The 26,227-nt window shown below is 49.7% G+C and carries 25 protein-coding genes and 1 riboswitch; of the genes, 3 read left to right on the top strand and 22 right to left on the bottom strand.

The annotated features are described in order from the left end of the window. Positions 1-295 precede the first annotated feature (295 nt). From V5J77_RS04530 to V5J77_RS04505, 6 genes are all read right to left on the bottom strand, one after another. Complete coding sequence (locus tag V5J77_RS04530; RefSeq protein WP_338554605.1) at positions 296-1,117, bottom strand: alpha/beta fold hydrolase; 822 nt, start codon at positions 1,115-1,117, stop codon at positions 296-298. A 117-nt stretch (positions 1,118-1,234) separates the two neighbouring features. Continuing rightward, positions 1,235-1,816 (bottom strand): thioredoxin family protein, encoded by a 582-nt coding sequence (locus V5J77_RS04525; protein ID WP_338554604.1) that lies wholly within the window; start codon positions 1,814-1,816, stop codon positions 1,235-1,237. Positions 1,817-2,267: 451 nt separating this feature from the next. After that, positions 2,268-3,677 (bottom strand): HAMP domain-containing sensor histidine kinase, encoded by a 1,410-nt coding sequence (locus V5J77_RS04520; RefSeq protein WP_338554603.1) that lies wholly within the window; start codon positions 3,675-3,677, stop codon positions 2,268-2,270. After that, positions 3,674-4,453, bottom strand: a complete 780-nt coding sequence (locus V5J77_RS04515) for a response regulator transcription factor (RefSeq protein ID WP_338556548.1) — start codon at positions 4,451-4,453, stop codon at positions 3,674-3,676. Before V5J77_RS04515 ends, V5J77_RS04520 begins: the two co-directional genes overlap by 4 nt. A 20-nt stretch (positions 4,454-4,473) precedes the next feature. Next, positions 4,474-5,892 (bottom strand): VCBS repeat-containing protein, encoded by a 1,419-nt coding sequence (locus tag V5J77_RS04510; RefSeq protein WP_338554602.1) that lies wholly within the window; start codon positions 5,890-5,892, stop codon positions 4,474-4,476. A gap of 43 nt (positions 5,893-5,935) precedes the next feature. After that, positions 5,936-7,006, bottom strand: a complete 1,071-nt coding sequence (locus tag V5J77_RS04505; protein WP_338554601.1) for a polysaccharide deacetylase family protein — start codon at positions 7,004-7,006, stop codon at positions 5,936-5,938. 316 nt (positions 7,007-7,322) lie between these two features. Between V5J77_RS04505 and V5J77_RS04500 the strand changes: the two genes are divergently transcribed. Together V5J77_RS04500 and V5J77_RS04495 are read left to right on the top strand one after the other, a co-directional pair. Further along, positions 7,323-8,171 carry a hypothetical protein gene (locus tag V5J77_RS04500; protein WP_338554600.1) on the top strand — a complete coding sequence of 283 codons (849 nt, stop codon included), beginning with the start codon at positions 7,323-7,325 and terminating at the stop codon, positions 8,169-8,171. 107 nt (positions 8,172-8,278) lie between these two features. Continuing rightward, positions 8,279-8,728, top strand: a complete 450-nt coding sequence (locus V5J77_RS04495; RefSeq protein WP_338554599.1) for a hypothetical protein — start codon at positions 8,279-8,281, stop codon at positions 8,726-8,728. A gap of 162 nt (positions 8,729-8,890) precedes the next feature. On the opposite strand, the gene purD is transcribed toward V5J77_RS04495, so the two are convergent. The 12 genes from purD to purE form a co-directional block, all read right to left on the bottom strand. Beyond that, positions 8,891-10,156, bottom strand: coding sequence for a phosphoribosylamine--glycine ligase (purD, locus tag V5J77_RS04490; RefSeq protein ID WP_338554598.1), 1,266 nt, complete (start codon positions 10,154-10,156; stop codon positions 8,891-8,893). Positions 10,157-10,171: 15 nt separating this feature from the next. Beyond that, positions 10,172-11,722 carry a bifunctional phosphoribosylaminoimidazolecarboxamide formyltransferase/IMP cyclohydrolase gene (purH, locus tag V5J77_RS04485; RefSeq protein ID WP_338554597.1) on the bottom strand — a complete coding sequence of 517 codons (1,551 nt, stop codon included), beginning with the start codon at positions 11,720-11,722 and terminating at the stop codon, positions 10,172-10,174. Positions 11,723-11,792: 70 nt separating this feature from the next. Then, positions 11,793-12,419, bottom strand: coding sequence for a phosphoribosylglycinamide formyltransferase (purN, locus tag V5J77_RS04480; protein ID WP_338554596.1), 627 nt, complete (start codon positions 12,417-12,419; stop codon positions 11,793-11,795). Continuing rightward, positions 12,419-13,462, bottom strand: coding sequence for a phosphoribosylformylglycinamidine cyclo-ligase (gene purM / locus V5J77_RS04475; RefSeq protein ID WP_338556546.1), 1,044 nt, complete (start codon positions 13,460-13,462; stop codon positions 12,419-12,421). Before purM ends, purN begins: the two co-directional genes overlap by 1 nt. Positions 13,463-13,586: 124 nt before the next feature. Then, positions 13,587-15,065: an amidophosphoribosyltransferase gene (gene purF, locus V5J77_RS04470; protein ID WP_338554595.1), complete on the bottom strand. Its 1,479-nt coding sequence runs from the start codon at positions 15,063-15,065 to the stop codon at positions 13,587-13,589. Beyond that, entirely contained in the window at positions 15,050-17,293 is a 2,244-nt protein-coding gene (purL, locus tag V5J77_RS04465) for a phosphoribosylformylglycinamidine synthase subunit PurL (RefSeq protein ID WP_338554594.1), read from the bottom strand. The genes purF and purL overlap by 16 nt, the downstream gene beginning before the upstream one ends. Continuing rightward, on the bottom strand, positions 17,271-17,966 hold the full coding sequence (purQ, locus tag V5J77_RS04460; RefSeq protein ID WP_338554593.1) for a phosphoribosylformylglycinamidine synthase subunit PurQ: 696 nt from the start codon (positions 17,964-17,966) through the stop codon (positions 17,271-17,273). Before purQ ends, purL begins: the two co-directional genes overlap by 23 nt. A gap of 3 nt (positions 17,967-17,969) precedes the next feature. Next, positions 17,970-18,212 (bottom strand): phosphoribosylformylglycinamidine synthase subunit PurS, encoded by a 243-nt coding sequence (gene purS / locus V5J77_RS04455; protein WP_338554592.1) that lies wholly within the window; start codon positions 18,210-18,212, stop codon positions 17,970-17,972. Between the two features lie 208 nt (positions 18,213-18,420). Further along, positions 18,421-19,320 carry a phosphoribosylaminoimidazolesuccinocarboxamide synthase gene (locus V5J77_RS04450; RefSeq protein WP_338554591.1) on the bottom strand — a complete coding sequence of 300 codons (900 nt, stop codon included), beginning with the start codon at positions 19,318-19,320 and terminating at the stop codon, positions 18,421-18,423. Positions 19,321-19,336: 16 nt separating this feature from the next. After that, a complete protein-coding gene (gene purB / locus V5J77_RS04445; RefSeq protein WP_338554590.1) occupies positions 19,337-20,632 on the bottom strand; it encodes an adenylosuccinate lyase in 1,296 nt (431 codons plus the stop codon). Between the two features lie 4 nt (positions 20,633-20,636). Further along, on the bottom strand, positions 20,637-21,821 hold the full coding sequence (gene purK / locus V5J77_RS04440; RefSeq protein WP_338556544.1) for a 5-(carboxyamino)imidazole ribonucleotide synthase: 1,185 nt from the start codon (positions 21,819-21,821) through the stop codon (positions 20,637-20,639). Further along, positions 21,821-22,306: a 5-(carboxyamino)imidazole ribonucleotide mutase gene (gene purE / locus V5J77_RS04435; RefSeq protein ID WP_338554589.1), complete on the bottom strand. Its 486-nt coding sequence runs from the start codon at positions 22,304-22,306 to the stop codon at positions 21,821-21,823. Before purE ends, purK begins: the two co-directional genes overlap by 1 nt. Positions 22,307-22,693: 387 nt before the next feature. Next, positions 22,694-22,793: riboswitch (purine riboswitch) on the bottom strand. 299 nt (positions 22,794-23,092) lie between these two features. Here purE and V5J77_RS04430 point away from each other — a divergent pair. Beyond that, entirely contained in the window at positions 23,093-23,695 is a 603-nt protein-coding gene (locus V5J77_RS04430; protein ID WP_338554588.1) for a DJ-1/PfpI family protein, read from the top strand. Between the two features lie 211 nt (positions 23,696-23,906). On the opposite strand, the gene V5J77_RS04425 is transcribed toward V5J77_RS04430, so the two are convergent. The 4 genes from V5J77_RS04425 to V5J77_RS04410 form a co-directional block, all read right to left on the bottom strand. Then, positions 23,907-24,275 (bottom strand): hypothetical protein, encoded by a 369-nt coding sequence (locus tag V5J77_RS04425; protein WP_338554587.1) that lies wholly within the window; start codon positions 24,273-24,275, stop codon positions 23,907-23,909. Further along, positions 24,272-24,712 (bottom strand): hypothetical protein, encoded by a 441-nt coding sequence (locus V5J77_RS04420; protein WP_338554586.1) that lies wholly within the window; start codon positions 24,710-24,712, stop codon positions 24,272-24,274. Before V5J77_RS04420 ends, V5J77_RS04425 begins: the two co-directional genes overlap by 4 nt. 162 nt (positions 24,713-24,874) lie before the next feature. After that, complete coding sequence (locus V5J77_RS04415; protein ID WP_338554585.1) at positions 24,875-26,077, bottom strand: hypothetical protein; 1,203 nt, start codon at positions 26,075-26,077, stop codon at positions 24,875-24,877. A gap of 8 nt (positions 26,078-26,085) precedes the next feature. Continuing rightward, complete coding sequence (locus tag V5J77_RS04410) at positions 26,086-26,223, bottom strand: hypothetical protein (RefSeq protein ID WP_338554584.1); 138 nt, start codon at positions 26,221-26,223, stop codon at positions 26,086-26,088. Positions 26,224-26,227 lie beyond the last annotated feature (4 nt).

Genomic DNA, 26,227 nt, shown 5'->3' with positions numbered 1-26,227 from the left:
GCCGCGGCGCGTTTCAATCCGAGAAATATAAGCATTTATAAGTTCAAACCTATAAATGACTCTATTTGTATAATTTCTAATCCATCCGCTAGCATGATAGATAACATGACAATTTACGCTGTAAAAGTCTCGCAAAACCAGCTTTAACTCCTTTTCCACCATTCTACTATACCACAGGATGATAGAAGGAGTAACAGATTAAGCAAAAAAGGACCTGCTCACGCGTGAGTCCCGCGTAACAGGTCCTGCCATAAAGCGGGATGCCGCTGCAAGCGACATCTCCCTTTTTTCCAATTTAAATACTCCAGTGATGCCATTCTTGCTGCTTCTTATCCAGCCCCTCAAGCCATTCCGAGCTAATGCGAATCGCTTCCTCCTGATGCTGGCGGTTGGAATACGTATGCGACGCTTGAAAAATAATTTCCTTGTCGCACAGCCCCTCGCTGCGGGTCCAGAACACCTTCTGATAGAGGAAGCTGTAATCGACCGGTATAAGCTCATCGCTTGTGCCATGGACGAGCAGTACATCGCCAGTGAAGCGCGTTGCTGCCTGGAACGGTTGATGCTCAAGCAGGGAGTCGAAGAAGACGGGCTTCAACGTAAAGCCGGTATAATCCATACTGCCGGATTGAACCGCTTCATCATAGCCCTTCCTGCCGACAATTCGGACAATGTCATTGAAGGGATACGCAACTGGCGACCATAGAAGAAGACGCTTGACCCGTTTATCCTTAACGGCTGTCATAATCGAGACCGCTCCGCCCAGACTATGTCCAAGCAATACAATCTTGCGCGGATCTACACATTCCATGCTCGTGATGTAGTCCAGCGCTGTGCGCGTCTGATCGACCATGCTGTCGAAGCCGAGCGAGCCATAATCGCCATTGCTCTCGCCGCAGCCGCCATAATCGAAGCGCAGCACATAGGAGCCTTGAGCAGCAAGGGCACGCGCTGTTTTCACAAACAAGCGATCTACCCCGATGCGGCTGCCAACAAATCCGTGGCAAATAATGATCGCCTGCCGCTTGCAGTCGTCGTTCTTCTTCTCATCCGTCGGATAATGCAGCGTAGCTGCAAGCTCCAAGCCTTCATGGCGCAATACCAGATGCTTCTCCATGTCCAAAACCTCCTGCCGTTTCCATACAGCGTCTTATATATATTAATTCCTACCTGAATACTTTGAATTTATTAAAGCAATAATAGCACCCGCAGATGCCGCTGTCAATCCGTTATTTTATACAAGATCGCAAGCTTCAACTGGCATCCAGTGCTCATCCTGTCCATCCCACTTCACGTTGCAGCCAATCGGGTTCGTATAAGGCACCGAAACCTCCTTGCCCAGCGTATGCTCAGTCAGCGCGCGCTCCAAATCATAAACCGTCACCTTGCTCGCATCCCTCGGCTGATCCACGCCCCGACCCGTATATACTAGCTTGCGCTCCTTATCAAACACATAAAAATGCGGCGTACGCAGCGCCCCATAAGCTTTGGCTACCTCCTGCGTATCATCGCGCAAATACGTCCAAGGGAACTTCAGCTCATTCATTCGCTCTACCATGTGCTCAAAGGAATCGTCCGGCTTCGTCGTCACGCTATTCGCATTAATGCCGACGAAGGCTACCCCCTTCTCCTTGAACTGGATGGCCGTTTTGCGCGTGAGCTCGTCCGATCCAACGACATAAGGACAATGATTACAGGTGAAAAATACGACCAGTGTATCCGCTTCGGCAAAATCCTGCAAGGAATAGCTCTTGCCATCCGTCGCCGGAAGCGTGAAATCAGGTGCTTGCTGACCAATCTGAACAGTGAAAGACATTATAAATCCCTCCCAGTATAAAATGACCATCACTTATTAGTATACCACAATTAGGAAAAGCTTTTTTTTGATGGCCTGAGAATACTTCGGACATATTAATAAAAGCCGTAAATCCACATTCAGCCTCATTAGGCTGCTTATGATACCGCCAAGAAAGGAGTGTTGCTTATATGCCTGCATGGATTGAATGGCTTACCGAGCACTGGCTTTCCGTTATGCTTACGTTCGGCGTCGTCGTTGCTGTCGTCTGGGTATTGTTCAACCGCAATCAGCTGTTCAACAAAAATTAGCCGCCCTCTTGGGCGGCTGGGCGGCTAATTGCGTACCTTTATGCATATGCCTATGCATTCACATTTGCGATATGACGTGCATTCAAGTACCGTACACGCCTCCGCCTTACTTGTCGTTGCACGATATCAAGCCGTTTTGTCCCGTAATGAATACATATTGGCTAGGATGCGGGTTTATTCTGATGACTGATCGGCAGCTTGATCGTAATTACCGTTCCTGCTCCACGCTCGCTGTCTATTTTCATCTCGCCGGCATGCAGCTCGGTAATTTCCTTGCAGATCGCGAGCCCAAGTCCGCTCCCTCCCTGCCCTGTATTCCCCTTATAGAACTTTTCCGTCACATGGGGGATGTCCTCAGGTTCGATGCCGCAGCCGGTATCGGCAACCGTTAGCAGTGCATAGTCCTCGTCAGACGTAGTGGAGATTGACACTCGAATCGTGCCGCCTGCTGGCGTGAACTTGAACGCATTGTCAATTAAATTAATGATGACCTGCTTCAAGCGGTTCGCATCCGCATACACCATGACGGGCGACTTGCCTAGCGTCACAAGCAGCTTTACGCCTTTCTGATTTTGCCTGACGCCAAGCTGGGCAGCTGTCTCTTTCACCGGGCTGTTGAGATCCAGCAGCTCGGCATGCAGCTCCATGCTTCCTGCCGACAGCTTGGAGAAGTCGAGCAAATCCTCTACAAGCCCCGACAAACGCAGCGTTTCCTGGCTAATAATTTGCAAGCCCAGCTTCATTTCCTCATTGTCGGCCGGATCGCCTTCCTTCAGCGTCTCGCTCCAGCCTCTGATCGACGTAAGCGGCGTTCGCAGCTCATGGGAAATGGAGGAGATAAAATCATTTTTGAGCTTCTCGCGATGATTCAGCTCTACGACCATCGTATTGAACGTTTCCGCCAGCTGCCCAATTTCATCATTGCTTCGCTTCGTCGCCCGCCTTGTCCAATCTCCATCCGCCATGTACCTCGCTGCACGCGTCAGCTCGCGAATGGGGCGCACAATGCGCTGGGCCAGCCATAGGCTTAACCCAAGGAACAGCAAAATGACCGCCAGCCCCACAAATGCTGACATGCGCAGCAGTTGGCTTACCATATCATCTACGGCACTGATGGAGGCCGAATAACGCAGCAGAGATACCACATGCGTATCATTCCAGACCGGAATCGTAATCGACGTGACCCGCTCCTTGTAATAAGGATCATTGCCCTGCCAAATGTCCGTCTGTCCATTCATCGCAGCCTGCACGTCTAGCGTGTTGTACTGTATATTTTCAACCAGCCCGTCCGAGTCCATGCGAACCTTTCCATTTACATCAAGCAGCTGGAGCCGCGTATCGCCCTCCACCATATATTGCAGCATATAATCCGCTTGATCATGCATTTTCAGGGAGGCCATCGTCCGACTATGCGTGGCAAGGGCTGACACAGCCCGCTGCTTAACCGAGCTTTGTGCGCTGCCATAATAATAGTTGGTAATCAGCGTAGCAAAAAGTCCACCAAGCACGACGACAACGAGCGCAATCAGGAGCAAATAGCTCCACACGATTCTCGTCTTGAGACTGTTCATCCGCTGCTGCCCCTTCTCCAGCGGTAGCCAAAGCCCCATACCGTCTCGATGAAAGTTGGCTCAGAGGAATTGTCTTCGATTTTTTGGCGCACCCGCCTAATGTTAACGTCAACAACCTTAAGGTCGCCCACATAATAACGGCCCCAAACCTCGCTTAAAATATCATCGCGGCTGACACTTTTGCCTTCCCGCTCCATTAAAAGCCGCACCAGCGTCCATTCGGTTGGGGTCAAAATAATTTCCTCATCGTTTTTCCAGAGCTTACGCGCTGATACCGACAGTCGGAATGGTCCAATTCGCAGCTCATCATCCGCTTGTGCGGCTTGTGCGGCTTGCATTGCTTGTGCAGACTGCGTCATGAGGCCAGCCGTTGCCTCTTGGGCTGCCGCCGCCTGAAGCAGCGCAGCACTTGGCTGCATTCTCCGGTAAAGCGACTTGATTCGAGCAATCAGCTCGCCGGGGCTGAACGGCTTCTGCACATAATCGTCGGCACCAAGCTCCAGCCCGTGAATTTTATCCTCTTCCTGCGACTTCGCAGTCAGCATAATAATGCCCATACTCGGAAATTTGCTGCGCAGCTGCTCGCATACTTCAAAGCCGCTAATGGTTGGCAGCATGACATCAAGCAGCGCTATATCGAACGGCCCCTCCGAATCAGCCAGAGCAAGCGCCGTTTCACCGTCGCCCGCTTCCGTCACTTCCATCTCGTTGCGTTTTAAATTAATGCGGACAAAGCCGCGAATCGCCTCTTCATCTTCCAGCAGCAAAATACGCATAGGTCCACCTCTTTTTTCCATTAGTCCGGCCTCGGCACCAGCAATTCCAGCAGTTGCTCCCTGTTCAGGTGCATCGCATAAAACGGCTGGCGATCACTGATCTCCATCGTCTCTGGAGGCGCAAGCTGCTGCGCATAAATGTACACCAAGCCCGCATTGTTGAGCACGGCATTGTAAGTGCGGTCTGACTCCTTCCACTCTTCCTGAACACTGCCCCACTTGGTTGCTGGAACAGCATATAACGTACCCAGCTCAGACTTGTAGCCAGTTGCTTCATTCCAATATTCAAAGGTGACGATGCCATATTCCTTATGGACGTCCGGGCTTCTCAGCGTATAGCGGCCCTTCCACTGCTCTGGAATCGTAAAGCTGATTTGATAGCTATAATTCGAATACTCTTCCTTGACGAGTCTGAACGCCTTATCGCCATCCCACTGCAACCACTCATTTACCCAGAGCATTCCGGCATAAGGCAGATCTGGATAGCCTGCGGGCTCTTTGGGCCGAGATAACTCGATTATGCCATCGCCGTTAATATCCTCATTTTGCGTCGGCGTTCCCGATACGAGCGCATAGCCATCCTCGCGCTGCTCGGATAATGCAACTGGCCGCAGCTTGCCTTTCTCCCACACATACATAAACGTATACATCGAATGGGCGCCTACCGCCGCCTCCAATACGACACCTGTCTGCCGCTCGGAAACTTTGCCAATCAACAGCCGGTCATAGTTAATTACATCATTGCTAAGATCAAGCTGCTGCAGCGCATGAAATTTGCCCTTCGTCCATTCATAAATCGTCAGCTTATAGTTCGGCAGCTGTACCTCCTGATTCGCCCAATCCCCCGTAACGACCGCCAGCTCCAGCTTGCCATCTCCGTTCAGATCGCCTGCTTCCGCATACAAATAAGGAAGGGAATCCTCCGGCTCAAGCACAAGCTTTCCTTCCTCATTGCGCACTGGCGTTTTGCCAAGCGAATACAGCTCGACCATATTGGAGCCATCATAGGAGCCAATCCAGCCGACTGCCAGATCCAGCTTGCCATCCTTGTCAAAGTCACTTATCTTCATCCAGTCCATTCGCATGGATAAGGGCTGCTGAATCGTATAATAGGGCTTCCAGGTGTTGCCCCGATACCGAAGCAGCATCAGCTCAGGAGAGCTGTATTCATTGTTAAAAGAAACGAGCGCCTCGTCTACGCCGTCGCCGTCAACATCGAGCAGACGCACGGCGCCAAGCTTGTCATCGCGCATCGGAAGCGACAGCTGCGCATGAGGCGGCAACGCTTTCTGCACAGCCTGAACGAGCGCCTGCTTGTCCGAGGCGATAGTAGGCTTTTCAAGCAAATCCGCAGGAGCCGCTGTATAGCGGCAACCGGTTGCTAATAAACAAAGCAAGGCGGCTGCAAGCAGCGCCCCGCTTATTTTTGATATAAACAATCGCTTAAGCCCCCTTAGCTTACGGTTCAAAAGCAGACCGGAATCAAGGCATTTCGTCAATAGTGACGAACGTATAGCCCTTCTTATGCAAGCTATCAATGACGTCTGGCAGCATATCTACCGTGTTTTTAATACCTTTGCCTCCAAAAGAATGCATCAATATTATACCACCCGGCTTCGTATGCTCGCTAATGTTCCGTTTCATTACCGCTACAGACGTTCCCGCCCAATCACGGGTATCCACATTCCAGCTTACCAATTCTCTTCCCTTTTCCTTCATGAGCTGTTTAACTGTGCTGTTCACAGCTCCATAGGGTGCACGCACCCGGTTTGGAGCGAAACCGACTACATCTTGAATCAGCTTATCCGTTGTGGTGATTTCTTCCCAAATTTGGCTCTTGGTCAGCTTCGTCAAATCCTTATGATGGGTCGTATGATTGCCAATCTCATGACCTTCGTCCACGATGCGCTGAAGCACCTCAGGGTCCTTCTTCACCTGAACGCCAACTACGAAAAATGTCGCCTTAACGCCCTTCTTTTTCAGGATATCCAAAATCGCTGGTGTATAACGGCCATCTGGTCCATCATCGAAGGTTAACGCAACAAGCTTCTGCTCCTTATCCGGCTTGCTTGCTGGAGCTGGCGAGCTTGCAGGTGTGCTTGACGGTTTATTTGTATAAGTGCTGTTCGTTACGCTCGTTCCTGTCGTGGAGCCTCCGCCTTGTGATTTTCCGCCAGTTCCTCCGTTTGTACCAGTTGCACCGGAGGCAGTGGAACCATTTGTCGAACCAGATGCAGCAACCGTTCCTTTCTGAGGAGAATGGGAAGCATCGGGGCTCGCTGGGTGACTTGCCGTGTCCGTGACGCTGTTAGTCCCTTCCGACAACGTCGGATGGTTAATATGGATAGTATCCTCGGATGAAGCTCCCTGCTGGACGTTTGCGCTTTCCTCTTTGCCTGGCATAAGCACCTCTAGGCTCGAAGAAGCCTTAGTCCCGCAGCCGCCAAGCCATAAGGCTAGTGCCACAAGTAGAAAGCTTGCTACTGCTAGATTTCGTTTTGTTCTTTTGCGCGTCTTCATGCTGCTAGCTCTAGTTCGTGTGTTATACTTCATCCGATTCACCCTTCTATTCCCTGCTGATAGATTTATCTTATCGCAATCATAGACGGAGTACGTTACAAATTAGTTACACCATTCGCCCGCATTTGACAGCGAAAAAATGGCGACTAATCATCACTATTTATTAAATAACAGTCCATTTCCACATTTTTCGATAACAAGACTGTATCACTTAAACTAAAAATCTGTTTCACTAACACATTAATATATTAATTTACCATTTTTGATAATTTTAAATAAAACTATTGAATTCCATCGAACGATATGGTAGTTTTTAATAGTGTCATAATTTGGAATTGGAGGGATGAAATTGAGAAAAAAGTTGCTGACAAAGGCTATAGTACTTTCTGTTCTGTCATCTTCTTTACTGCTACCAGGAAACTCATATGCTAATACTTCTGAAATTAACGGGGACGTTTTAACCACTGATGCTGTTTATGCTAGCATTATTGAAGAAGCTTCTGAAACTGATTTAGAAGTAATGAAAAGCGAGATTAAAGCTCAACTAGAAGCAAATAGAAGCGGATCCTCTGATAATTTTGAAGAATTAAGCAAGTACTTAGAACAAGGTGATATTGAGTTTATTTACAGCATAATCGAGTTGAAAAAAGAAAACTCCCAGCTTAGCCCTGAGGAAATTGTTGAAATTGTATTCCCTATGCAAAGTAAAGCTCAAACTTTTAGTGGAATACAATTACAGGCATCAAGTGAATCTAATACTGGCTGGAGCGCGTTAACAACTGCTGAAAAATGGTTAGTTGCCCTTTATCCTGCCGAAGCTTTAATTGTGAATGCCGCGAAAAATAATACTGATGCGATTACAATTGCACGTTATCCAGGTTGGAAAGATGGAGATAAGGGGAATGCATTTAGACACGCTCTATGGAATGCAATAATGACATTAAATATTGGAAGAGTATTAGCAGAATCGTTTGGTACGGCTCATGAAAAAGTCGATGCTACCGATGCCGAACTAAGTCAGCTCAATTGGAATGGTTTTAACGGAATACAGCATAGAGCGATGGATTTGCATAACAATCAGAAGGGGAGAGACACGGTGAACTGGTACGATGTTCCTTTTTTCGTATCAAATACAGACTTAGCAAATAGAGTTCAAACGAAAATAAATAATAACGAAATGATCATTCTAGTTAAATAATTACTGATAGCTTCATTGTAACATCCAATTTACAAACATATAGTCTATCCATAGTTTTTAAAATCATATGCTATACTTAATTACTAGATTCCGAACTGGAGGCGCATATGAAAAAAAAAACAATTGCAGTACTACTATCAATCTTACTAATCGCTATAGCAGCTACGGTAATATTCCTCATCAGGTTTGAAGGAATTCCGGAAAATACTAAAATTATAAATCAGAATATATTGAAGTTGAAGGGTGAAAATCGTTCTACTCCATTTTCTGATGTTATTCCATTTGCTTGGGATAGGGCTTATATACTTGAGGATCCATACTACGATGGTGAAGCCATTGATAAAATTGTCGGGGCTGAAACCCATTTAGACAGATTAGAAACGGAAGTAAGACGCAGAATTGTGTTTGTGAATCAAGGGAAGTTTGTATATGATTACATTTATGGTATTGGAGATTTCACCTTCAAGCCTTTTGGAACGCTGGAGCTGACAACAAACAGCACTATTCGTGTATTAGACAGTGAGTCTGAAACTCCAATCGTACAAGTAGAGCCATAAAGTGGATAAACGTAATAAAGCCGCACATTGGCGGCTTTACTGCGTTTATCCATACACTTGATAGACTAACAGGTATGATCTCTCGCTATTAAAGAGAAATCATATCTGTTTTTTTGCATACTCTGATCGTATAAAGATCGCTTTCTAGCTAAAAGATACTTCTTATACCAGCGCCTTCGCCGCAATATCCGAACGGCTCTGCATACCTTCGAAATGGATGACGCCTACAGCATCATAAGCGCGAGCACGCGCTTCTGCGATGTCACGGCCGCGGCCGACAACACCTAGCACGCGTCCGCCACTTGTTACAAATTGGCCATCCTTCTCCGCCGTTCCCGCATGGAACACAAGCGCGCCTTGCGCTTCGGCTTTCGCCAGTCCTTCAATGACGCGGCCTTTCGGATAAGAGGCCGGATATCCCTCGGAGGCCATAATGACGCAGACAGCCGCTTCATCACTCCAAGTAATATCGAGCTGCTCCAGCCTGCCGTTCAGCGAGGCCAAAACGATGTCGACAAGATCAGTTTCCAGACGCGGAAGCACAACCTGTGTTTCTGGGTCGCCCATACGTGCATTGAACTCAATCGTTTTGGGGCCATCCTTCGTAATCATTAGACCCGCGAACAATACGCCGCGGAACGGGCGACCTTCGCTTACCATTGCTTTTGCCGTTGGAATAATAATATTCGCAATCGACTCGTCAATAATCGCCTGATCAATATGCGGCAGCGGCGTGTAGGTGCCCATACCGCCCGTATTCGGGCCTTTATCGCCATCAAAAATCGGCTTATGATCCTGTGCCGGCACCATCGCCCGCACCGTCTCGCCATCTACGAACGCGAGGATGGACATTTCCTGTCCTTCCAGAAACTCCTCGATGACGATTTGGTTGCCCGCATCGCCGAACACCTTATCCAGCATCGCTTCCTTCAGCGCCTGCTGTGCTTCCTCCATCGTAAAGGCCACCGTCACGCCCTTGCCTGCCGCAAGTCCGTCCGCCTTAATGACGATTGGCGTCTGCTGTGCCTGCAAATAAGCGGAAGCCGCCTCGAATTCAGTGAACGTCTCATATTTAGCCGTCGGAATATTGTATTTCTTGAGCAAATTTTTCATAAAAATTTTGCTGCCTTCAATTTCCGCCGCCGCTTTATTTGGTCCGTATACCGGAATTTGATGCGCCTCGAACGCATCGACGATGCCGTCCGCCAGCGGATCATCCGGGCCGATAAATACGAGGTCAATAGCCGCATCCTTGGCAAACTCGACTAGCTCGTCAAATTGATTGACAGCGAGCGGAACGCATTCTGCCAGCTGCGCAATGCCTGCATTTCCCGGTGCGCAATAGATGCTGCGGACCTTTTCACTTTTTTTCAGCGCCCATACGATCGCATGCTCGCGGCCGCCGCCGCCTACTACTAAAATTCGCATCTTGTCAGCTCCCTCTTAATGCTTGAAATGACGAACGCCAGTCAGTACCATCGCAATGTTGTTGGCATTTGCAGCGGCAATCGACTCGGCATCCTTAATCGAGCCTCCCGTCTGGATAATCGCCGTAATGCCCGCTTTAGCAGCCAGCTCAACCGTATCACCCATTGGGAAAAAGGCATCTGATGCCAGTACAGCGCCAGCAGATTCAGCGCCAGCCTGCTCAATTGCAATGCGAGCAGCGCCTACACGGTTCATTTGGCCTGCGCCTACGCCAATCGTCATATTATTTTTCGCCAGCAAAATCGCATTCGATTTCACATGCTTCACGACTTTCCAGCCGAACAGCAATTGCTTCAGCTCTTCCTCCGTCGGCTTGCGGTCGGTTACGAATTGCAGGTCGGCTTCTGTCAGGCTGCGAACGTCGCTTTCCTGTACGAGCATGCCGCCGTCAACCGTCGTTACGAGCAGCTCAGGCTTGCGGTCAGCCGCAGCAACGGAAAGCTCCCCAAGCTTCATCAGGCGAATGTTTTTCTTTTTGGTCAAAATATCAAGTGCTTCCGGCGTAAAGTCCGGCGCAATAATAATTTCAAGGAAAATTTGACCCAGCAGCTCAGCTGTGTCTGCACCAATAACGCGGTTAGCTGCTACGATGCCGCCAAAGATTGAAGTCGGATCAGCTGCATACGCTTTTTGATACGCTTCGTGAATGTCAGTGCCCGTACCTACGCCGCAAGGATTCATATGCTTAACGGCAACGACCGCTGGCTCATCAAATTCCTTAACAATCGCAAGCGCTGCGTTTGCATCATTAATGTTATTATAGGACAGCTCTTTGCCGTGCAATTGCTCAGCTGTCGTAATGTTGCCTGCTGAAGCCAGCGGCTTGCTGTAGAAAGCAGCCTTCTGGTGCGGGTTCTCGCCGTAGCGGAGATCCTGTACTTTTTCATAAGTAACGGTGTAGCTTTCTGGAAGCTCTTCGCCTGTCTGCTTGGACAAATATTCAGCAATCAGCGTATCGTAAGCTGCTGTGTGACGGAATACTTTCGCCGTCAAGCGCTTGCGCGTTTCAAGTGTCGTGTCGCCGCCTGCTTTGACTTCCTCCAGCACAGCCGCGTAATCCGCAGCATCTACGACAACGGTAACGAAGGCATGGTTTTTCGCAGCCGAGCGCAGCATGGTCGGGCCGCCGATATCAATGTTCTCAATCGCATCCGCATACTCCACATCAGGCTTCGCAATCGTCTGCTTGAACGGGTAAAGGTTTACGACAACGAGGTCGATGTAGCTAAGGCCCAGTTCTTCCATTACCTTCTGGTGCTCCGCATCGTCGCGAACAGCGAGCAAGCCGCTATGTACAGCAGGGTGCAGCGTTTTGACGCGTCCATCCAAAATTTCCGGGAATCCCGTTACATCGGAAATGCCGATGACCGGAATGCCCTCTTTTTCCAGCAAGCTGAACGTTCCGCCTGTCGAAATAATTTCTACGCCTTGGCTTGCCAGCTCACGCGAAAACTCTACAATCCCCGTCTTGTCGGATACGCTGATTAATGCTCTACGAATAGCCATTCCACAAAGCCCTCCTCTTTTATGTTAACCCTTGTCTTACTATAAGTGCTTTATCGTTATTCATGCCCGCTTACTCGGCTTGCTTACTCACATCAATTCGCACCAAGCGTCCGTCCAAATGGACCCGACCGCCAGCGATTTGCCGCACAACCTGCGGAAGCAGCTGCTGCTCGGCCGCATGAATGCGCACTGCAAGCTCGTCTTCCGTCTCGCCGTCGGCAACTCCAACCGCTTGCTGGGCAATAATAGGGCCGCTATCGAGACCGCCGTCCACATAATGCACGGTGACACCCGTCAGCTTCACGCCGTAATCCAGCGCCTGCCCAATAGCATTCATGCCTGGAAACGCTGGCAGCAAGGAAGGATGGATATTGATCATTCGCCCGTAGAAAGGCTCCACCAGCACTGGTGTAATGATGCGCATATAGCCCGCCAGCACAATCAGCTCAATGCCACGACGCTCAAGCTCCGCCAAAATAACGCTGTCATGCGCTTCCCGGGACGGATAATCCTTAGGCTTGAAAATAAACATCTCTACGCCAGCCTTGCGCGCCCGCTCGATAACAGGAGCAGAAGGCTTATCACAAACAAGAAGCTCGATAGTTGCATCGAGCTCCCCTTGCCATGCCGCATCGGCCAAGGCTTGAAAATTTGTGCCTTGACCCGATGCAAATACGGCTATACGCTTCGCTGCCATTACACCGTCGCTCCTGTAAACGTGACGATGCGGCTGCCTTCCGTTACGGTTCCAATGCGGTAAGCCTTCTCGCCAAGCTCATTTGCTACGCGAAGTGCTTCTTCCGCTTCATCAGCCGGTACGACAACAACGAGGCCAATCCCCATATTGAACGTCGTGAACATATCACGATTCGTAATTGAACCTTTTTCCTGCATGAGGCCAAAAATGCTGTGGATCGGCCAAGAGCCGTATTCCACATTCACATTAACGCCTTCCGGCAATACGCGTGGAATGTTCTCGATGAAGCCGCCGCCTGTAATATGCGCCATGCCCTTCACCTTAACTTGCTCAATCAGCTTCAGCGCTGATTTCACATAAATGCGAGTTGGCTCGATCAATACATCGCCAAGCTTCGCACCATCAAGCTCTGCCAGCTCCTGATCCAGCGCATAGCCGCTTTCTTCGAGAAGCAATCTGCGAACGAGCGAATAGCCATTGCTGTGAATGCCGCTTGACGCAAGTCCAATTACTGCGTCTCCGGGCGTAATGGTCGTGCCGTCGATGATTTTCTTCTTATCGACAACGCCGACCGTAAAGCCCGCGATATCGTATTCGTCGCCTTGGTACATGCCTGGCATTTCCGCTGTCTCGCCGCCAATTAGTGCACAGCCAGCTTGAACGCAGCCGTCTGCGATGCCTTTAACGACCGCTTCGATTTTCTCAGGCACAACTTTGCCGCAAGCGAGGTAATCGAGGAAGAACAATGGCTCAGCGCCTTGCACAATGATGTCGTTGACGCACATAGCAACCGCATCAATACCGATCGTGTCATGCTTGTCCATTGCAAAAGCCAGCTTCAGCTTCGTGCCAACGCCGTCTGTACCCGATACGAGCACCGGCTCGTCATATTTGTCCTTGTTTAGGCCGAACAGGCCGCCAAAGCCGCCAAGATCGGTCAGCACCTCAGGACGGAACGTCTTCTTGACATGCTTCTTCATTCTTTCGACCGCTTCGTTGCCAGCCGCTATATCGACGCCAGCTTTTTTATACGCTTCTGCCACACCGTTCAACCCCTTTATTGTAGCCGCCAAGCTTGCGCGCCTGATTCAGGCGCGCAAGTGGCAGGCAGCACTATTATTTCTAAATTTCACGATTACAGCATCATGCTTAGCCATGCTGCTAAGTCTAGCAGCTGCAGCTTTTGTCCGATTCCTCATCAACAGGCGTCGGGTAATCATTATCAAAGCAGCCGAGGCACATGCCCCGGTTATAAGCACCGTCATTGCCGCCAACCGAATCAATAAAGCCGCTGTCGCTAAGGAAGGTCAGCGAATCCGCATTGATCAGCTCGCAAATTTCCTGCACCGTGCGAGAAGATGCGATAAGCTCATCGCGGCTCGGCGTATCAATGCCGTAGTAGCAAGGGTTTTTGAAGGGCGGCGATGTAATCCGCACATGCACCTCCGTCGCTCCTGCTTCACGCAGCATGTTAACGATCCGGCGCGAGGTTGTGCCGCGAACGATCGAGTCATCAATCATGACGACGCGTTTGCCTTCTACGACTTTGCGAACGGCGGACAGCTTCATCTTCACGCCCTGCTCACGCAGCTCCTGCGAGGGCTGGATGAAGGTGCGGCCCGTGTATTTATTTTTGATAAGTCCAAGCTCATAAGGAATGCCTGTCTGCTCCGCATAACCGATAGCCGCAGAAATACTGGAATCCGGCACACCCGTTACGATATCAGCATCGACGAACGATTCCATCGCAAGCTGCTTACCCATCCGCTTACGTGCGGAATGAATGTTGATCTCATGAATGTCGCTGTCGGGACGGGCAAAATAAATGTATTCCATCGCGCAGGTTGCCCGGCGCGTTACTTCCGCATAACGATCCTCTGTCATGCCATCCTGATCAAAAATAAGCAGCTCGCCTGGCTGAACGTCGCGCAAATATTCGGCGCCAATGGATTCGAACGCACATGACTCGGAAGAGAATACATACCCCTCGCCGATGCGTCCCATGACGAGCGGACGCAGTCCGTTCGGATCAGAAGCGACCAGCAGCTTGTCATTCGTCATAATCAGGAAAGCGAAGCCTCCAACGATACGCTGAAGCGCTTCTTTCGCTGCCGTCACAAAATCCTTCGGCGAACGGGCAATCAAATGCGCAATAACCTCCGTATCGCTCGTCGTCTGGAAAATAGAGCCCATGCTCTCCAGCTCCTTGCGAATTTCGGGCGCATTTACGATATTGCCGTTCGTCGCTACAGCAAGATCCCCATCCCGATAGCGGAAAATGAGCGGCTGTGCATTCGCCAGCTTGCTCTCTCCCGCTGTCGAATAGCGCACGTGACCGATCGAGCGGTCGCCAGGGAGCCCCGTCAGGCGCTCCTTGTCGAACACCTCCTTGACGAGTCCCATGCCGCGGTGATAGCTGAACCGATTGCGGTCCGTCGTGTCGACGGTGCAAATGCCCGCAGATTCCTCGCCGCGATGCTGCAACGCATGAAGCCCATAGTAGGAAAGCGAGGCTGCGTCGGCATGATTGAAGACACCGAACACGCCGCATTCCTCGCGCAGCTTGTCGAAGAAATCCTCCCGACCGCCGCCTTGATTATAATAATCGCCTGACCAAAGCTTAGGCTGCTTTATTTCATCAGACATGGAATCGCATCCTTCCAGACCTTCTCCAGTTGTTGTACCGACGCCTGAATGCCGGATTTACCATTGATGCTGATCGAAAGAGCAGCTCCTTTAACCGAACCAATTGCCGCATGGGCAACGCCTTGCTCAGTCAGCAAGGCTTGCAGCGCTGCTGCTTGCTCTGGCTTTGCCGACAGCAAAATACGCGATTGCGATTCACTGAACAATGCATGGTCAGCGCGCAGCTCTGTGTTGATATTAACTTCTGCACCAAGCTTGCCGCTTATGCAGGATTCTGCCAGCGCAGCTGCAATGCCGCCCTCGGACAAGTCATGCGCCGAAGCGACCAAACCGCCTTGAATGGCGCTAAGCACAGCGCCGAGCGTCTTCTTCTCAACGGCTAGATCAATAACGGGAGGACGGCCTTCGTTCACGCCTTGCAGCACGTATTGCAGCTCGCTTCCGCCCATTTCAGCTTTCGTCTCGCCGACGAGAATGATGACGTCGCCTTCGTTTTTGAAGCCTTGCGTCGTAATATGATCAATGTCATGAACGAGACCTACCATGCCGATAACTGGAGTCGGGTAAATCGCGCCTTTTGCATTTTCATTGTACAAGCTGACATTACCGCCGATAACTGGTGTTTCCAGTACACGGCAAGCCTCGGACATGCCGTCTGCCGATTTCTCGATCTGCCAGAATACATCTGGCTTCTCCGGGCTGCCGAAGTTCAGGTTGTCCGTAATCGCCAGCGGCTCTGCGCCGGAGCAAACGATGTTGCGCGCTGCTTCAGCTACGGCAATGCGTCCGCCCACTTCTGGATCAAGATATACATAACGGCTATTGCAGTCTGTAGTCATCGCAAGCGCCTTGCGAGTGCCGTTGATTGTCACAACTGCTGCGTCCGAGCCCGGCTGAACCGCTGTCGACGTACGCACCATATAGTCATATTGATTGTAAACCCACTCTTTGCTCGCCACTGTTGGCGAAGCAAGCACCTTCTCAAGTGCAGCCGTCAAATCCGTTACTTCCGGATATGCCGTTGTGTCGATCGCCGCATTCGCGCTGTAATAAGCAGGCTCCTGCGAAGGCTTGTCATAAACCGGACACTCGTCAACGAGCGCTGTTACCGGCATATCCGCCACCTGCTCGCCTTGGTGGAATAAGCGGAGACGGCCGTCATCGGTTACTTTGCCGACTTTGGCGCAAATGATGCCCCAACGGTCGAAAATCTCCTTCGCCTGCGCTTCATGCTGCGGCTCAACAACGAAGAGCATGCGCTCTTGCGATTCAGACAGCATCATCTCGTAAGGCGTCATGCCTGTTTCACGCTGCGGCACTTCATCGAGATACAGCTCAAGGCCGTTGCCGGCTTTCGAAGCCATCTCTGCGCTGGAGCAAGTAAGACCCGCTGCGCCCATATCTTGAATACCAAGCACGATGCCGGAATCAATTAGCTCAAGCGTCGCTTCCATAACCAGCTTCTCCATGAATGGATCGCCAACTTGAACGGCTGTACGCTTCTCTTCGGACTCCTCGGACAGCTCGACTGAAGCGAAGGTAGCGCCGTGGATGCCGTCGCGGCCAGTTGCCGGGCCAACGTAAAACACCGGGTTGCCTACACCTTTAGCGACGCCGCGTTGAATTTTATCATGATCAATGAGACCTACGCACATTGCGTTGACGAGCGGATTGCCCTCGTAGCTCTCATCGAACATCACTTCACCGCCGACAGTCGGAATGCCGATGCAGTTGCCGTAGCCAGCGATGCCGCTGACAACATTTTCGAACAAATATTTAACGCGATCATTCTCAAGACGGCCAAAACGCAAGCTGTTCATCAATGCAACAGGACGTGCGCCCATCGAGAAAATATCGCGGATAATGCCGCCTACACCTGTAGCTGCGCCTTGATAAGGCTCAACCGCAGATGGATGGTTATGCGATTCGATCTTGAATACAACCGCTTGGTTGTCGCCGATATCCACGATACCCGCGCCTTCGCCTGGTCCCATCAAAACTTTAGGTCCAGTGATCGGGAATTTTTTCAAAATCGGCTTGGAGTTTTTGTAGGAGCAATGCTCCGACCACATGACGCTGAATACGCCAATCTCCGTATAGTTTGGCTGGCGGCCAAGAAATCCGCAAATCAGCTCATATTCATAATCCGTTACGCCGAACTGCGTATAAATCCGCTGATCCGCAATTTGCTCCGCTGTCGGTTCCTTAGCTGTTAACTGCTGCGCCATGCTGTTCCCTCCATGCATTCAAAATCGATGTAAACATTTTTTTGCCGTCCTCTGAGCCAAACAATTGGTTGATCGCACGCTCTGGATGCGGCATCATGCCAACTACGTTGCCGCGCTCATTGCTCACGCCCGCGATATTGGATACCGAACCATTCGGATTCGTATCGCCTGCGTAGCGGAAAATAATTTGCTTATTCGCCTCCAGCTGTGCCAGCGTCGCGTCGTCGCAATAATAGTTGCCTTCGCCGTGAGCGATTGGAATGTTGATAATATCGCCCTCTGCATATTGATTCGTAAACGGATTGCCGTTGTTCACAACCTCAAGCGGCGTTTGATGGCAGCGGAACTTGAGGCCATTGTTGCGGATCAAAGCTCCCGGCAGCAGACCCGCTTCCGTAAGAATTTGGAACCCGTTGCAAATGCCGAGGATAAACTTGCCTTCCTCCGCCGCTTTCTTCACTTCGTTCATAACAGGAGCGAAGCGGGATATCGCGCCGCAACGCAGGTAATCGCCGTAGGAGAAGCCTCCTGGCACCAAAATCGCGTCATAGCCGGAAAGATCCGTCGAGGTATGCCATACATACTCTACCTTTTGGCCAATCGCTTCCTCTACCGCCTTGTAACAATCAATATCACAGTTGGAACCTGGAAAAACCAGAACCGCAAACTTCATCGCCTATCCCTCCAGCTCAAAACGGTAATCTTCTACGACCGTGTTCGCAAGCAGCTTCTCGCACATTTCCTTAATGCGCTGCTCTGCCTCGCTGCGGTCAATATCGCCCAGCTCAAGCTCCAAATATTTGCCGATCCGAACTTTTCCCACTTCGGCAAAGCCCATCGAGTGCAAAGCTCCTTGTACAGCTGTTCCTTGCGGATCAAGTACATTTTCCTTGATTGTTACGTAGACGGTTGCTTTCATTGTTGGCCTCCTGATAATGAAAATAATATTGTAGCGTTAACGCTGCTTCGCTTTTCTTCTGCTTTAGGCGAGCACCCCACAGGCTCCCTCCAGCAAAATCGCTTTGCTTGAAATATAGGAAAGTATATGCTTTCGCCATGCTTTCTCTATATTTCTCGGACTGAAACGCGCCGCCAAAGGACGACTTTCGGCCGTTTCACCTTGTATGCTAGTAGCTTTCCGAGCCGGTCAAGCGGCGGTAAATATCCTGGTACCGCTTCGTCGTCTCTGCGACAACCGCTTCCGGCAACGGGTCCGGCTTGCTGTTCTTGTCCCAATCCGAGCCGAGCAAATAAGTTCTTACCGGCTCCTTGTCCATGCTGTCGATCTCAATGTCATAGGCGAAATTGCTCTCAGCCCAGAAGCGTGAGGAATCGGGCGTGAAAATCTCATCAATGAGAATAACCTTGCCGTCAATCAGTCCAAATTCGAATTTGCAATCGGCAAGAATGATGCCGCGCTCGGCGCAATATGCGTGAGCGAACTCGTAAAGCTTGATGCTGCGGTCGCGCAGCTCCACGGACAGCTCTGCACCAACCAGCTCCTGCATCCGCTCGAACGGAATATCCTCGTCGTGGCCGACGTCGTTTTTCGCAGCTGGCGTAAAGATCGGCTGTGGAAAACGTTCATTTTTGCGCAGGCCTGCCGGCAGCTCAATGCCATTGATCGCAGACGTTTGCTGATATTGTCTCCAGCCGCCGCCTGTGATATAGCCGCGCACGACGCATTCAATGTCGATACGCTCTGCTTTGCGCGTCACCATAATCCGGTTGCGCAGCAGCTCAGGCTCGGTAACGAGCTCGCCCAGCTTATCCACATCCGTATGCACGACATGGTTCGTCTGAATCGAAGCCGTCTGCTCAAACCAGAATGCCGACAGGCGGTTAAGCACATTGCCCTTCTCCGGCACAGCCGGATCAAGCACATAGTCGAACGCCGAAATGCGGTCCGTTACAACGATTAGAAAATGCTCGCCCAGATCATAAAGCTCTCTAACCTTCCCCTTGTACAGCAGGGGCGCTTTGATATATGGAGCAGCAGTAGACAAGCTTTGAGATGATGCAGTCATTCGCCAGTAAGCCTCCTTAGTTCAATCCAAGACGGGTGAAAATCGTGTCCACATGCTTCAGATGCCATGTTGGGTTAAAGCAATCGTCGATCTCTTCCGCCGACAGCAGCTCGGTAATTTCCTTCGTCGATTCAATAATGTCGCGGAATTGGCGCTGCTCTTCCCAAGCTTGCATTGCGCGCGGCTGAACGGTGTCGTAAGCCTGCTCGCGGCTAAAGCCTTTATCAATCAGCTTCGTCATGACGCGGCCGGAGAACGGTACGCCAAACGTACGCTGCATATTGCGCTTCATATTTTCCGGGAATACTTGCAGATTGTTGATAATGTTGCCCAGACGGTTCAGCATGTAGTTGAGCAGCATGGTTGCATCTGGCAAAATAACGCGCTCTGCGGACGAATGGCTAATATCACGCTCATGCCACAGCGGAATGTTCTCGTAAGCCGTCAGCATATGTCCGCGAATGACTCTGGACAAACCGGAAATGTTCTCGCAGCCGATTGGGTTGCGCTTGTGCGGCATAGCCGATGAGCCTTTTTGACCTTTGGCGAAAGGCTCCTCCACCTCGCGGAATTCGCTCTTCTGCAAAGCGCGGATTTCCGTAGCGAACTTGTCCAGCGAAGAAGCAACGAGTGCCAGTGTGCCCATGTATTCCGCATGGCGGTCACGCTGCAGCGTTTGCGTAGAGATTGGGGCCGCCTTCGTGCCGAGCTTCTTGCAGACAAATTCTTCTACGAATGGATCAATGTTCGCGTATGTGCCGACAGCACCGGAAATTTTGCCGTATTGCACGCCGTCAGCCGCATGCAGGAAACGCTCCAGGTTACGCTTCATCTCTTCGTGCCACAGTGCCATTTTGAGGCCAAAGGTCGTTGGCTCAGCATGAACGCCATGCGTACGTCCCATCATCGGCGTATCTTTGTACTGAATCGCTTTGTCGCGCAAAATCGAAATAAAACGTTCAATATCCTTTTGCAAAATGGCATTGGCTTGCAGCAGCAGATAGCCCATTGCCGTATCTACAACATCCGTCGATGTCAGACCATAGTGCACCCATTTGCGCTCAGGACCAACCGTTTCCGATACAGCGCGTGTAAAGGCGATAACGTCATGACGCGTATCTTGCTCGATTTCGTAAATGCGATCGATGTTGAAGCTGGCGTTTTTGCGAAGCTCTTCCACGTCTTCCTTCGGAATAATGCCCAGTTCCGACCAAGCCTCGCATGCGCAAAGCTCAACCTCCAGCCATGCTTGGAACTTATTCTCCTCGGTCCAAATCGCTCTCATTTCCGGTCTGCTGTAACGCTCTAACATTTAGCTATTCCACCTTCCAAATTGTTGTTTCATCTATCCATTGCAGCGCTGCTTCCACATCGGGAGCAAGCACGTTAATGTGGCCCATTTTTCTTTTGTGAACAGCGTCCTTCTTGCCATACAGATGCAGCTTCGGCGTTACGCCAAGGCGTGCGGCTGCTTCATCGCGAGTACCAAAGCGCTGAATGACCGGCTCTACATGCTGGCCGAGCACATTCACCATAACGACTGGCGTCAGCAAATCCGTACGTCCCAGCGGCAAATTGCACACCGCCCGCACATGCTGCTCGAACTGCGACGTATGCGCCGCTTCCATCGTATAATGCCCGCTGTTGTGCGGCCGTGGTGCCAGCTCATTCACATACAGCTCACCGTCAGCCGTCAAAAACAGCTCAACGGCGATTAACCCTACTGCGCCCAGCCCTTCGGCAATTTGCATCGCTAGCTGCTCTGCTCTGCGCTGTATGCCCTCGTCGATCCGGGCCGGTACAATCGACAGATGCAGAATATTGTCGATATGGATATTTTCCGCCGCCGGGAATGCTCTGACCTCACCCTGCGGGCTGCGCGCCGCAATGACCGACAGCTCTTTGTCAAAGGAAATGAATTTCTCCAGCACCAGCTCGGTTCCAGCTCGGCTCAGCGTTTCGTACGCCTCGTCGATCTCCTCCGCGCTGCGAATAACCCATTGCCCTTTGCCATCGTAGCCGCCGGTCGCTGTTTTTAATACGCATGGCAGGCCTAAGCGTTCGGCTTCTATATGAAGCTCTGCGCTGCTGCGAATTTCGCTGTAAGGGGCAACCTTCACGCCCGCTGCTTCAATCGCCCGCTTCTCCCGCAGCCGATGCTGCGTCGTATAAAGCAGCCTGCTGCCTTGCGGCACGTAAGATTCCTTCATCAGCATGGCGGCAACTTCCGCATTTACATTCTCGAATTCATACGTAATGACGTCTGAACGCTGCGCTAACTCGCGCGCTGCCTCGTGATTGTCATAAGCGCCGACCACTTGATCTGCCACTTGTCCGCAAGGGGAATCCTCGGCTGGATCAAGCGCCACAAATTTATAGCCCATGGCGCTGCCTGCGAGTGCCATCATCCGGCCTAATTGTCCGCCGCCGAGCACGCCGATCGTGCTGCCTGGCAGCAGCGTGCGGATGTTATCCGGTCGCTGCTTGTCCGCCTCAGCCATCATAGCGTTTCACTGCTTTCCAGCACTTCCTGCTTGACGCGCTCGCGTCTTGCGACCACGCGTGCCTGAATATCTGGATCGAACGCGCCCAGCATTTGTGCCGCAAGCAGTCCGGCATTCGTGCCGCCAGCATTGCCGATTGCAACAGTCGCTACTGGAATGCCGCCTGGCATTTGCACGATGGAGAGCAGCGAGTCGAGACCGCTGAGATTTGACGATTTGACAGGAACGCCAATAACCGGCAGCACCGTTTTGGCGGCGACCATGCCGGGAAGATGTGCAGCTCCGCCAGCCCCCGCGATAATGACCTTAAGTCCGCGCTCCGCTGCCGTTTCCGCATATTCAAACATTAAATCGGGCGTTCTGTGCGCCGATACAACCTTTTTCTCATAAGGAATTTGAAGCTCTTCCAGTACATCGCAAGCCAGTTTCATTGTATCCCAATCCGACTTGCTGCCCATGATGACGCCTACCTTCGCAGACATGCGTTCAAACCTTCTTTCATCTATATAATAGGTAAACCATATAAAACCGTAGCTTGGTGCTTTCCTTACCTTCTAAACTGCCCGATTTCAACAGAAAAATCCCGACAGCTACCGTAAGAGTCTTAATCATACGTATGCTGCGGGACCCGAGCCGAACGCGCAGCGCAGCCTCCCATCCTTCGGGAACCGCTTGGCGCTCTTTATGCCTGAAGTAAGCTGCCGCTTCTGCAACCTCGCAAAATACAAGGTACAAAGTAGCACAAGGCTGCCCTAAGCTGAAACCGAAGAAGCCGTCCTTGAACGGCAAGCTTCGTATCGCAGAGAACCAGAAGCCGAATATAAGTTTAAAACTTATTGCTTCTTCTTCAAAAAAGGCAACTCAAGCATACCAGCTTCAAGCTTGCTCGTAGTCCGAAAATTGTGGTTTTCGGGTAGAAACTTTCGGGCCAATCCCCGAGATTATACGAGACGAACACTATAATAAACGGATTGCTCCGCTACTGACCTCTTCCAGTTTATCTAATCCCCACGGGGCTGTCAACAAAATACGAACGTTAAAAAGAGTAGCTTTTATTAAAGTTCGTTTTTGGCAGGTAAAATATCATAATATGACAGGAATCTACTCGGGATTACGCGCAGACAGCTATAAGTGAAGTGAATTTATAGGAGAAATTTTCGCAGCGCCCTGCTTATTGGTCGAGAGGGTTTCCAAGGCCTCCGCAGAATAACACAGTACGAATGTAAATTTCATTAATTTATGAACAAGGAAACGGAGGAAATAGAGCTATGGAAAACTACAAAGTAGGCATTCTTTTGTTTAATGATGTGGAGGTGCTTGATTTTGCCGGACCTTTTGAGGTATTTGCAGTAACAGTGCTGAACTGGGGACAGGAGGATGCCTATCACCCGTTTCAAGTATCGACGATTTCTGAAAATGGAGCGCTCATCACGGCTAAAAATGGCCTTAAGGTAACTCCAGATTACAGCTTCGCCAATGCTCCTGTCTTTGATGTGCTCGTTATTCCCGGCGGCATGGGCACACGGCACGAAATTCATAATCAGGCGCTGCTTGCATGGATCAAACAACAGAGCGAGCAGGTAACGTGGATGACCTCCGTCTGTACGGGAGCATTCCTGCTTGCAGAAATTGGCTTACTCGATAGCAAGCGGGCGACGACACACTGGGCAAGCATTGAGCGCATGCAGACGCAGTTCCCGCAGATAACTGTCGTGGAAAATGTGAAGTTTGTAGATGAAGGTGACGTCATTACCTCGGCTGGCATTTCCGCGGGCATTGAGATGTCACTGCATATGGTTGGTCGCATTTTAGGCTCTCAGGCAGCCAAAAATACAGCCAGATCTATGGAGTATGACGGAAAGTTTGAATAGTTAGATTGGCGAAAGTCCATTTATCACATTAAATATAAAATCCAAAAGACCCACAAGAGAAGCCTTTTTCAAGGTGTCCTTCTTGCGGGTCACTATTCATAGTTAAACTCACATGTGGGATAGTAGTTCAATTTGATTTACATTGGTTATAAAATAGATTCTTTCGGCACTGGGCAGCCTCATCAAATAACCTTCTCAAGGAAAATGCTTCTTATGAATACCACTCATCTTCAGAAAATTTCTCATCATCATCACTAAGCTTTAAATTGTTTATGTCTATGAATCTTTTTATTTCTGACCTCACCAACACCTGATCCTTACTCTCGATCACAAAACCCCTATGGTTGTTCCAACTCATATCAACCTCTAAATTTATATCCAACTCCCGACACCATTCGATAAAATCATACATGACCATTGTAAAACAAATATTGAATTCTTGTATCGAAATCCAACTACCTACTCTTCCATCTCCAAAATCACGTTGTCGTAATTTTAAATCTCCACTTAAGAACCACTTAGTATGTTGATGTTTTCTCCTCAAACAATAATAGATCAATTCGATCAAAATAATCTTCATTTGTTTCTTGCAGTAATGAAATTAGCAAGGGACTCTTCGCTTTGCAAAATATTGTTACTTAAAAATAGCAGAAAATCAAACTCCTCCGGATCAGAATCATACATCACCATTCCGGGATCAATATACGGCTCATATGTAATTTTACAAATTACATCACTTTGGTTTATAAACTTAAACACTCTCGTTTTTTTATCAATATAGTTATTTGAACATTCGAAATTACTTTTACAAATTTGATATTCTTTATTATTTATCAGAAAAAATGCATCCTTATCTTGCACAAACACACCCACCATAGTTTCATCTTCCGTAAATCCTGAAATTCCCTGCTCTTGTCTATTAACTGTTTCTTTTTCTACAATTTCATAGTTCTCTCCATTCCAAATTGTGTATTTTTTGTACTCCGAATAATTTCGTAAAATGACCATCTTATTCATGGAACCACTCCTTTTAAATTTAGCTGTAATAACTTTAGCTTTGAAATCACTAAACGGAGTTAGCTATTAATGTAATTTAAAAATCAATGTTCAATTCCTAACAGTGTATTAATAACTTCATCCTTCCTCATCGCACCTTCAATAACCGCTTCCCACACTGCTTTAATCAGAAACATCAGGATTTATTTTTTCCATCTTCATCTTACTGTTTTGGAACAACCAATCTGCATCAGGACCAATTGGATTGCCATATTTTTTAATATTTCTCTTTTCAAGTTCAACCACTTCTTCTGCTGACATAGCTGATCTAGCTGTAACCTTATCCTGATTTCTCATATCCACAGCCGTTTTTGCTATTTCCTCTGCTGAAGCACCACTAGCCTTCATATCGGCTAGTTTAGCCTCTATTTTTTTCGTTTGCTCTAAATACTCTTTTCTAATTATCTGATTATTTTTGGCTTTATTAACATCTGTAAAATCAATGTTTGAATAAGCTGTCCCTTCCTTAGGTAAATATCCATATGCACCTGAAGGATCAGAATAAATGTCGTTAAGTACTTTTGGATGTACCTTTTCAATCGGAATGCCTTCTCCAGTTGCCCCAATACCAGTCTTAACCTTCACCTCTGGTAAAATCTCAGAAATCTTTGATGCATTTGGTTTAATTCCAGCTATTGGTTTACCCTTAAATGGAGTTATGAGACTAAGAACACCCAACATATTTAACAAATGTTCCTTTGAATTCGGATCTTCAGGGGCAAATGCTCCCTGCACCAACCCCGTTAAACCCAAGCTCAAATAATCAAAATAGGCAGACACCGACTCATTTCGATTCGCCGTTCGATTCTCATGTGCCTTCCAAAACTCACCTGGTACACTGATTAAGCCCATCGTCGCATTGTTAAAAAAATCATAGACGGGGTCGTTGCTTTTGTTCGCTCGATCAACGTGAGCATTGTATAAATCCGTTGCAATCTCAGCTATGCTATTTCCGGTTTGCTTAATCGCAGCCCATTCCACTGACGCTTGGTTTTTTATCACGCTCCCGTAGATCTCAAGGCTTCGCATCGCATTCTGCCCAAACTTCTCCAGCATGCCCGGCTTTTCCTCGACGATAACTTCCTTTGGTGGGGGATCGTACTTACTTAATGCCTGCATGCTCTGCAAAATCGTCAGCACGTTCAGCAGTCCGCTTTTTACTTGCCCCTGCTGGACATCCGTTACTAATCCGCCCGCAGCGTCTCGTATCGTTTGCTGCAACGCATGAATTTCCTTGAGCTGCACCCTCGCCAGTTCGCCCGTTGGTCCCGGCGTTTGCGCCATCATCACCATAAAGAGATAACGTGCGTTGTCCGGCAGCGGCACCCGTGTCGTCAGGTCTCCTTCCAGCGCAAATGATGGATCATAGTCACACGCCGCCGCAGCTCATCCGTGTCTGCTCCGATTCGCACCAGTAGCTGCTGCAGGCGCCTCACTTCATCCGGTTTAAATACGACCTGCTTGCCAGCCATTGTA

It is taken from the genome of Paenibacillus sp. KS-LC4, assembly GCF_036894955.1.
Classification (GTDB): Bacteria; Bacillota; Bacilli; order Paenibacillales; family Paenibacillaceae; genus Pristimantibacillus.
Note: the sequence above shows the minus strand (reverse complement) of the source record. Positions and strands in the feature narration are given on the sequence as shown.

What these genes read in the sequence shown, in the direction of transcription:
- purN (WP_338554596.1), bottom strand. Translation starts at nt 12,419, where the DNA reads ATGGCAGCGAAGCGTATAGCCGTATTTGCATCGGGTCAAGGCACAAAT.
- V5J77_RS04450 (WP_338554591.1), bottom strand. Translation starts at nt 19,320, where the DNA reads ATGACTGCATCATCTCAAAGCTTGTCTACTGCTGCTCCATATATCAAA.
- V5J77_RS04495 (WP_338554599.1), top strand. Translation starts at nt 8,279, where the DNA reads ATGAAAAAAAAAACAATTGCAGTACTACTATCAATCTTACTAATCGCT.
- V5J77_RS04430 (WP_338554588.1), top strand. Translation starts at nt 23,093, where the DNA reads ATGGAAAACTACAAAGTAGGCATTCTTTTGTTTAATGATGTGGAGGTG.
- purQ (WP_338554593.1), bottom strand. Translation starts at nt 17,966, where the DNA reads ATGAAGTTTGCGGTTCTGGTTTTTCCAGGTTCCAACTGTGATATTGAT.
- V5J77_RS04520 (WP_338554603.1), bottom strand. Translation starts at nt 3,677, where the DNA reads ATGAACAGTCTCAAGACGAGAATCGTGTGGAGCTATTTGCTCCTGATT.
- V5J77_RS04530 (WP_338554605.1), bottom strand. Translation starts at nt 1,117, where the DNA reads ATGGAGAAGCATCTGGTATTGCGCCATGAAGGCTTGGAGCTTGCAGCT.
- V5J77_RS04425 (WP_338554587.1), bottom strand. Translation starts at nt 24,275, where the DNA reads ATGAAGATTATTTTGATCGAATTGATCTATTATTGTTTGAGGAGAAAA.
- V5J77_RS04420 (WP_338554586.1), bottom strand. Translation starts at nt 24,712, where the DNA reads ATGAATAAGATGGTCATTTTACGAAATTATTCGGAGTACAAAAAATAC.
- purH (WP_338554597.1), bottom strand. Translation starts at nt 11,722, where the DNA reads ATGGCTATTCGTAGAGCATTAATCAGCGTATCCGACAAGACGGGGATT.
- purF (WP_338554595.1), bottom strand. Translation starts at nt 15,065, where the DNA reads ATGTCTGATGAAATAAAGCAGCCTAAGCTTTGGTCAGGCGATTATTAT.
- purS (WP_338554592.1), bottom strand. Translation starts at nt 18,212, where the DNA reads ATGAAAGCAACCGTCTACGTAACAATCAAGGAAAATGTACTTGATCCG.
- purE (WP_338554589.1), bottom strand. Translation starts at nt 22,306, where the DNA reads ATGTCTGCGAAGGTAGGCGTCATCATGGGCAGCAAGTCGGATTGGGAT.
- V5J77_RS04410 (WP_338554584.1), bottom strand. Translation starts at nt 26,223, where the DNA reads ATGGCTGGCAAGCAGGTCGTATTTAAACCGGATGAAGTGAGGCGCCTG.
- purK (WP_338556544.1), bottom strand. Translation starts at nt 21,821, where the DNA reads ATGGCTGAGGCGGACAAGCAGCGACCGGATAACATCCGCACGCTGCTG.
- purD (WP_338554598.1), bottom strand. Translation starts at nt 10,156, where the DNA reads ATGCGAATTTTAGTAGTAGGCGGCGGCGGCCGCGAGCATGCGATCGTA.
- V5J77_RS04525 (WP_338554604.1), bottom strand. Translation starts at nt 1,816, where the DNA reads ATGTCTTTCACTGTTCAGATTGGTCAGCAAGCACCTGATTTCACGCTT.
- purB (WP_338554590.1), bottom strand. Translation starts at nt 20,632, where the DNA reads ATGTTAGAGCGTTACAGCAGACCGGAAATGAGAGCGATTTGGACCGAG.
- V5J77_RS04515 (WP_338556548.1), bottom strand. Translation starts at nt 4,453, where the DNA reads ATGCGTATTTTGCTGCTGGAAGATGAAGAGGCGATTCGCGGCTTTGTC.
- V5J77_RS04505 (WP_338554601.1), bottom strand. Translation starts at nt 7,006, where the DNA reads ATGAAGTATAACACACGAACTAGAGCTAGCAGCATGAAGACGCGCAAA.
- purL (WP_338554594.1), bottom strand. Translation starts at nt 17,293, where the DNA reads ATGGCGCAGCAGTTAACAGCTAAGGAACCGACAGCGGAGCAAATTGCG.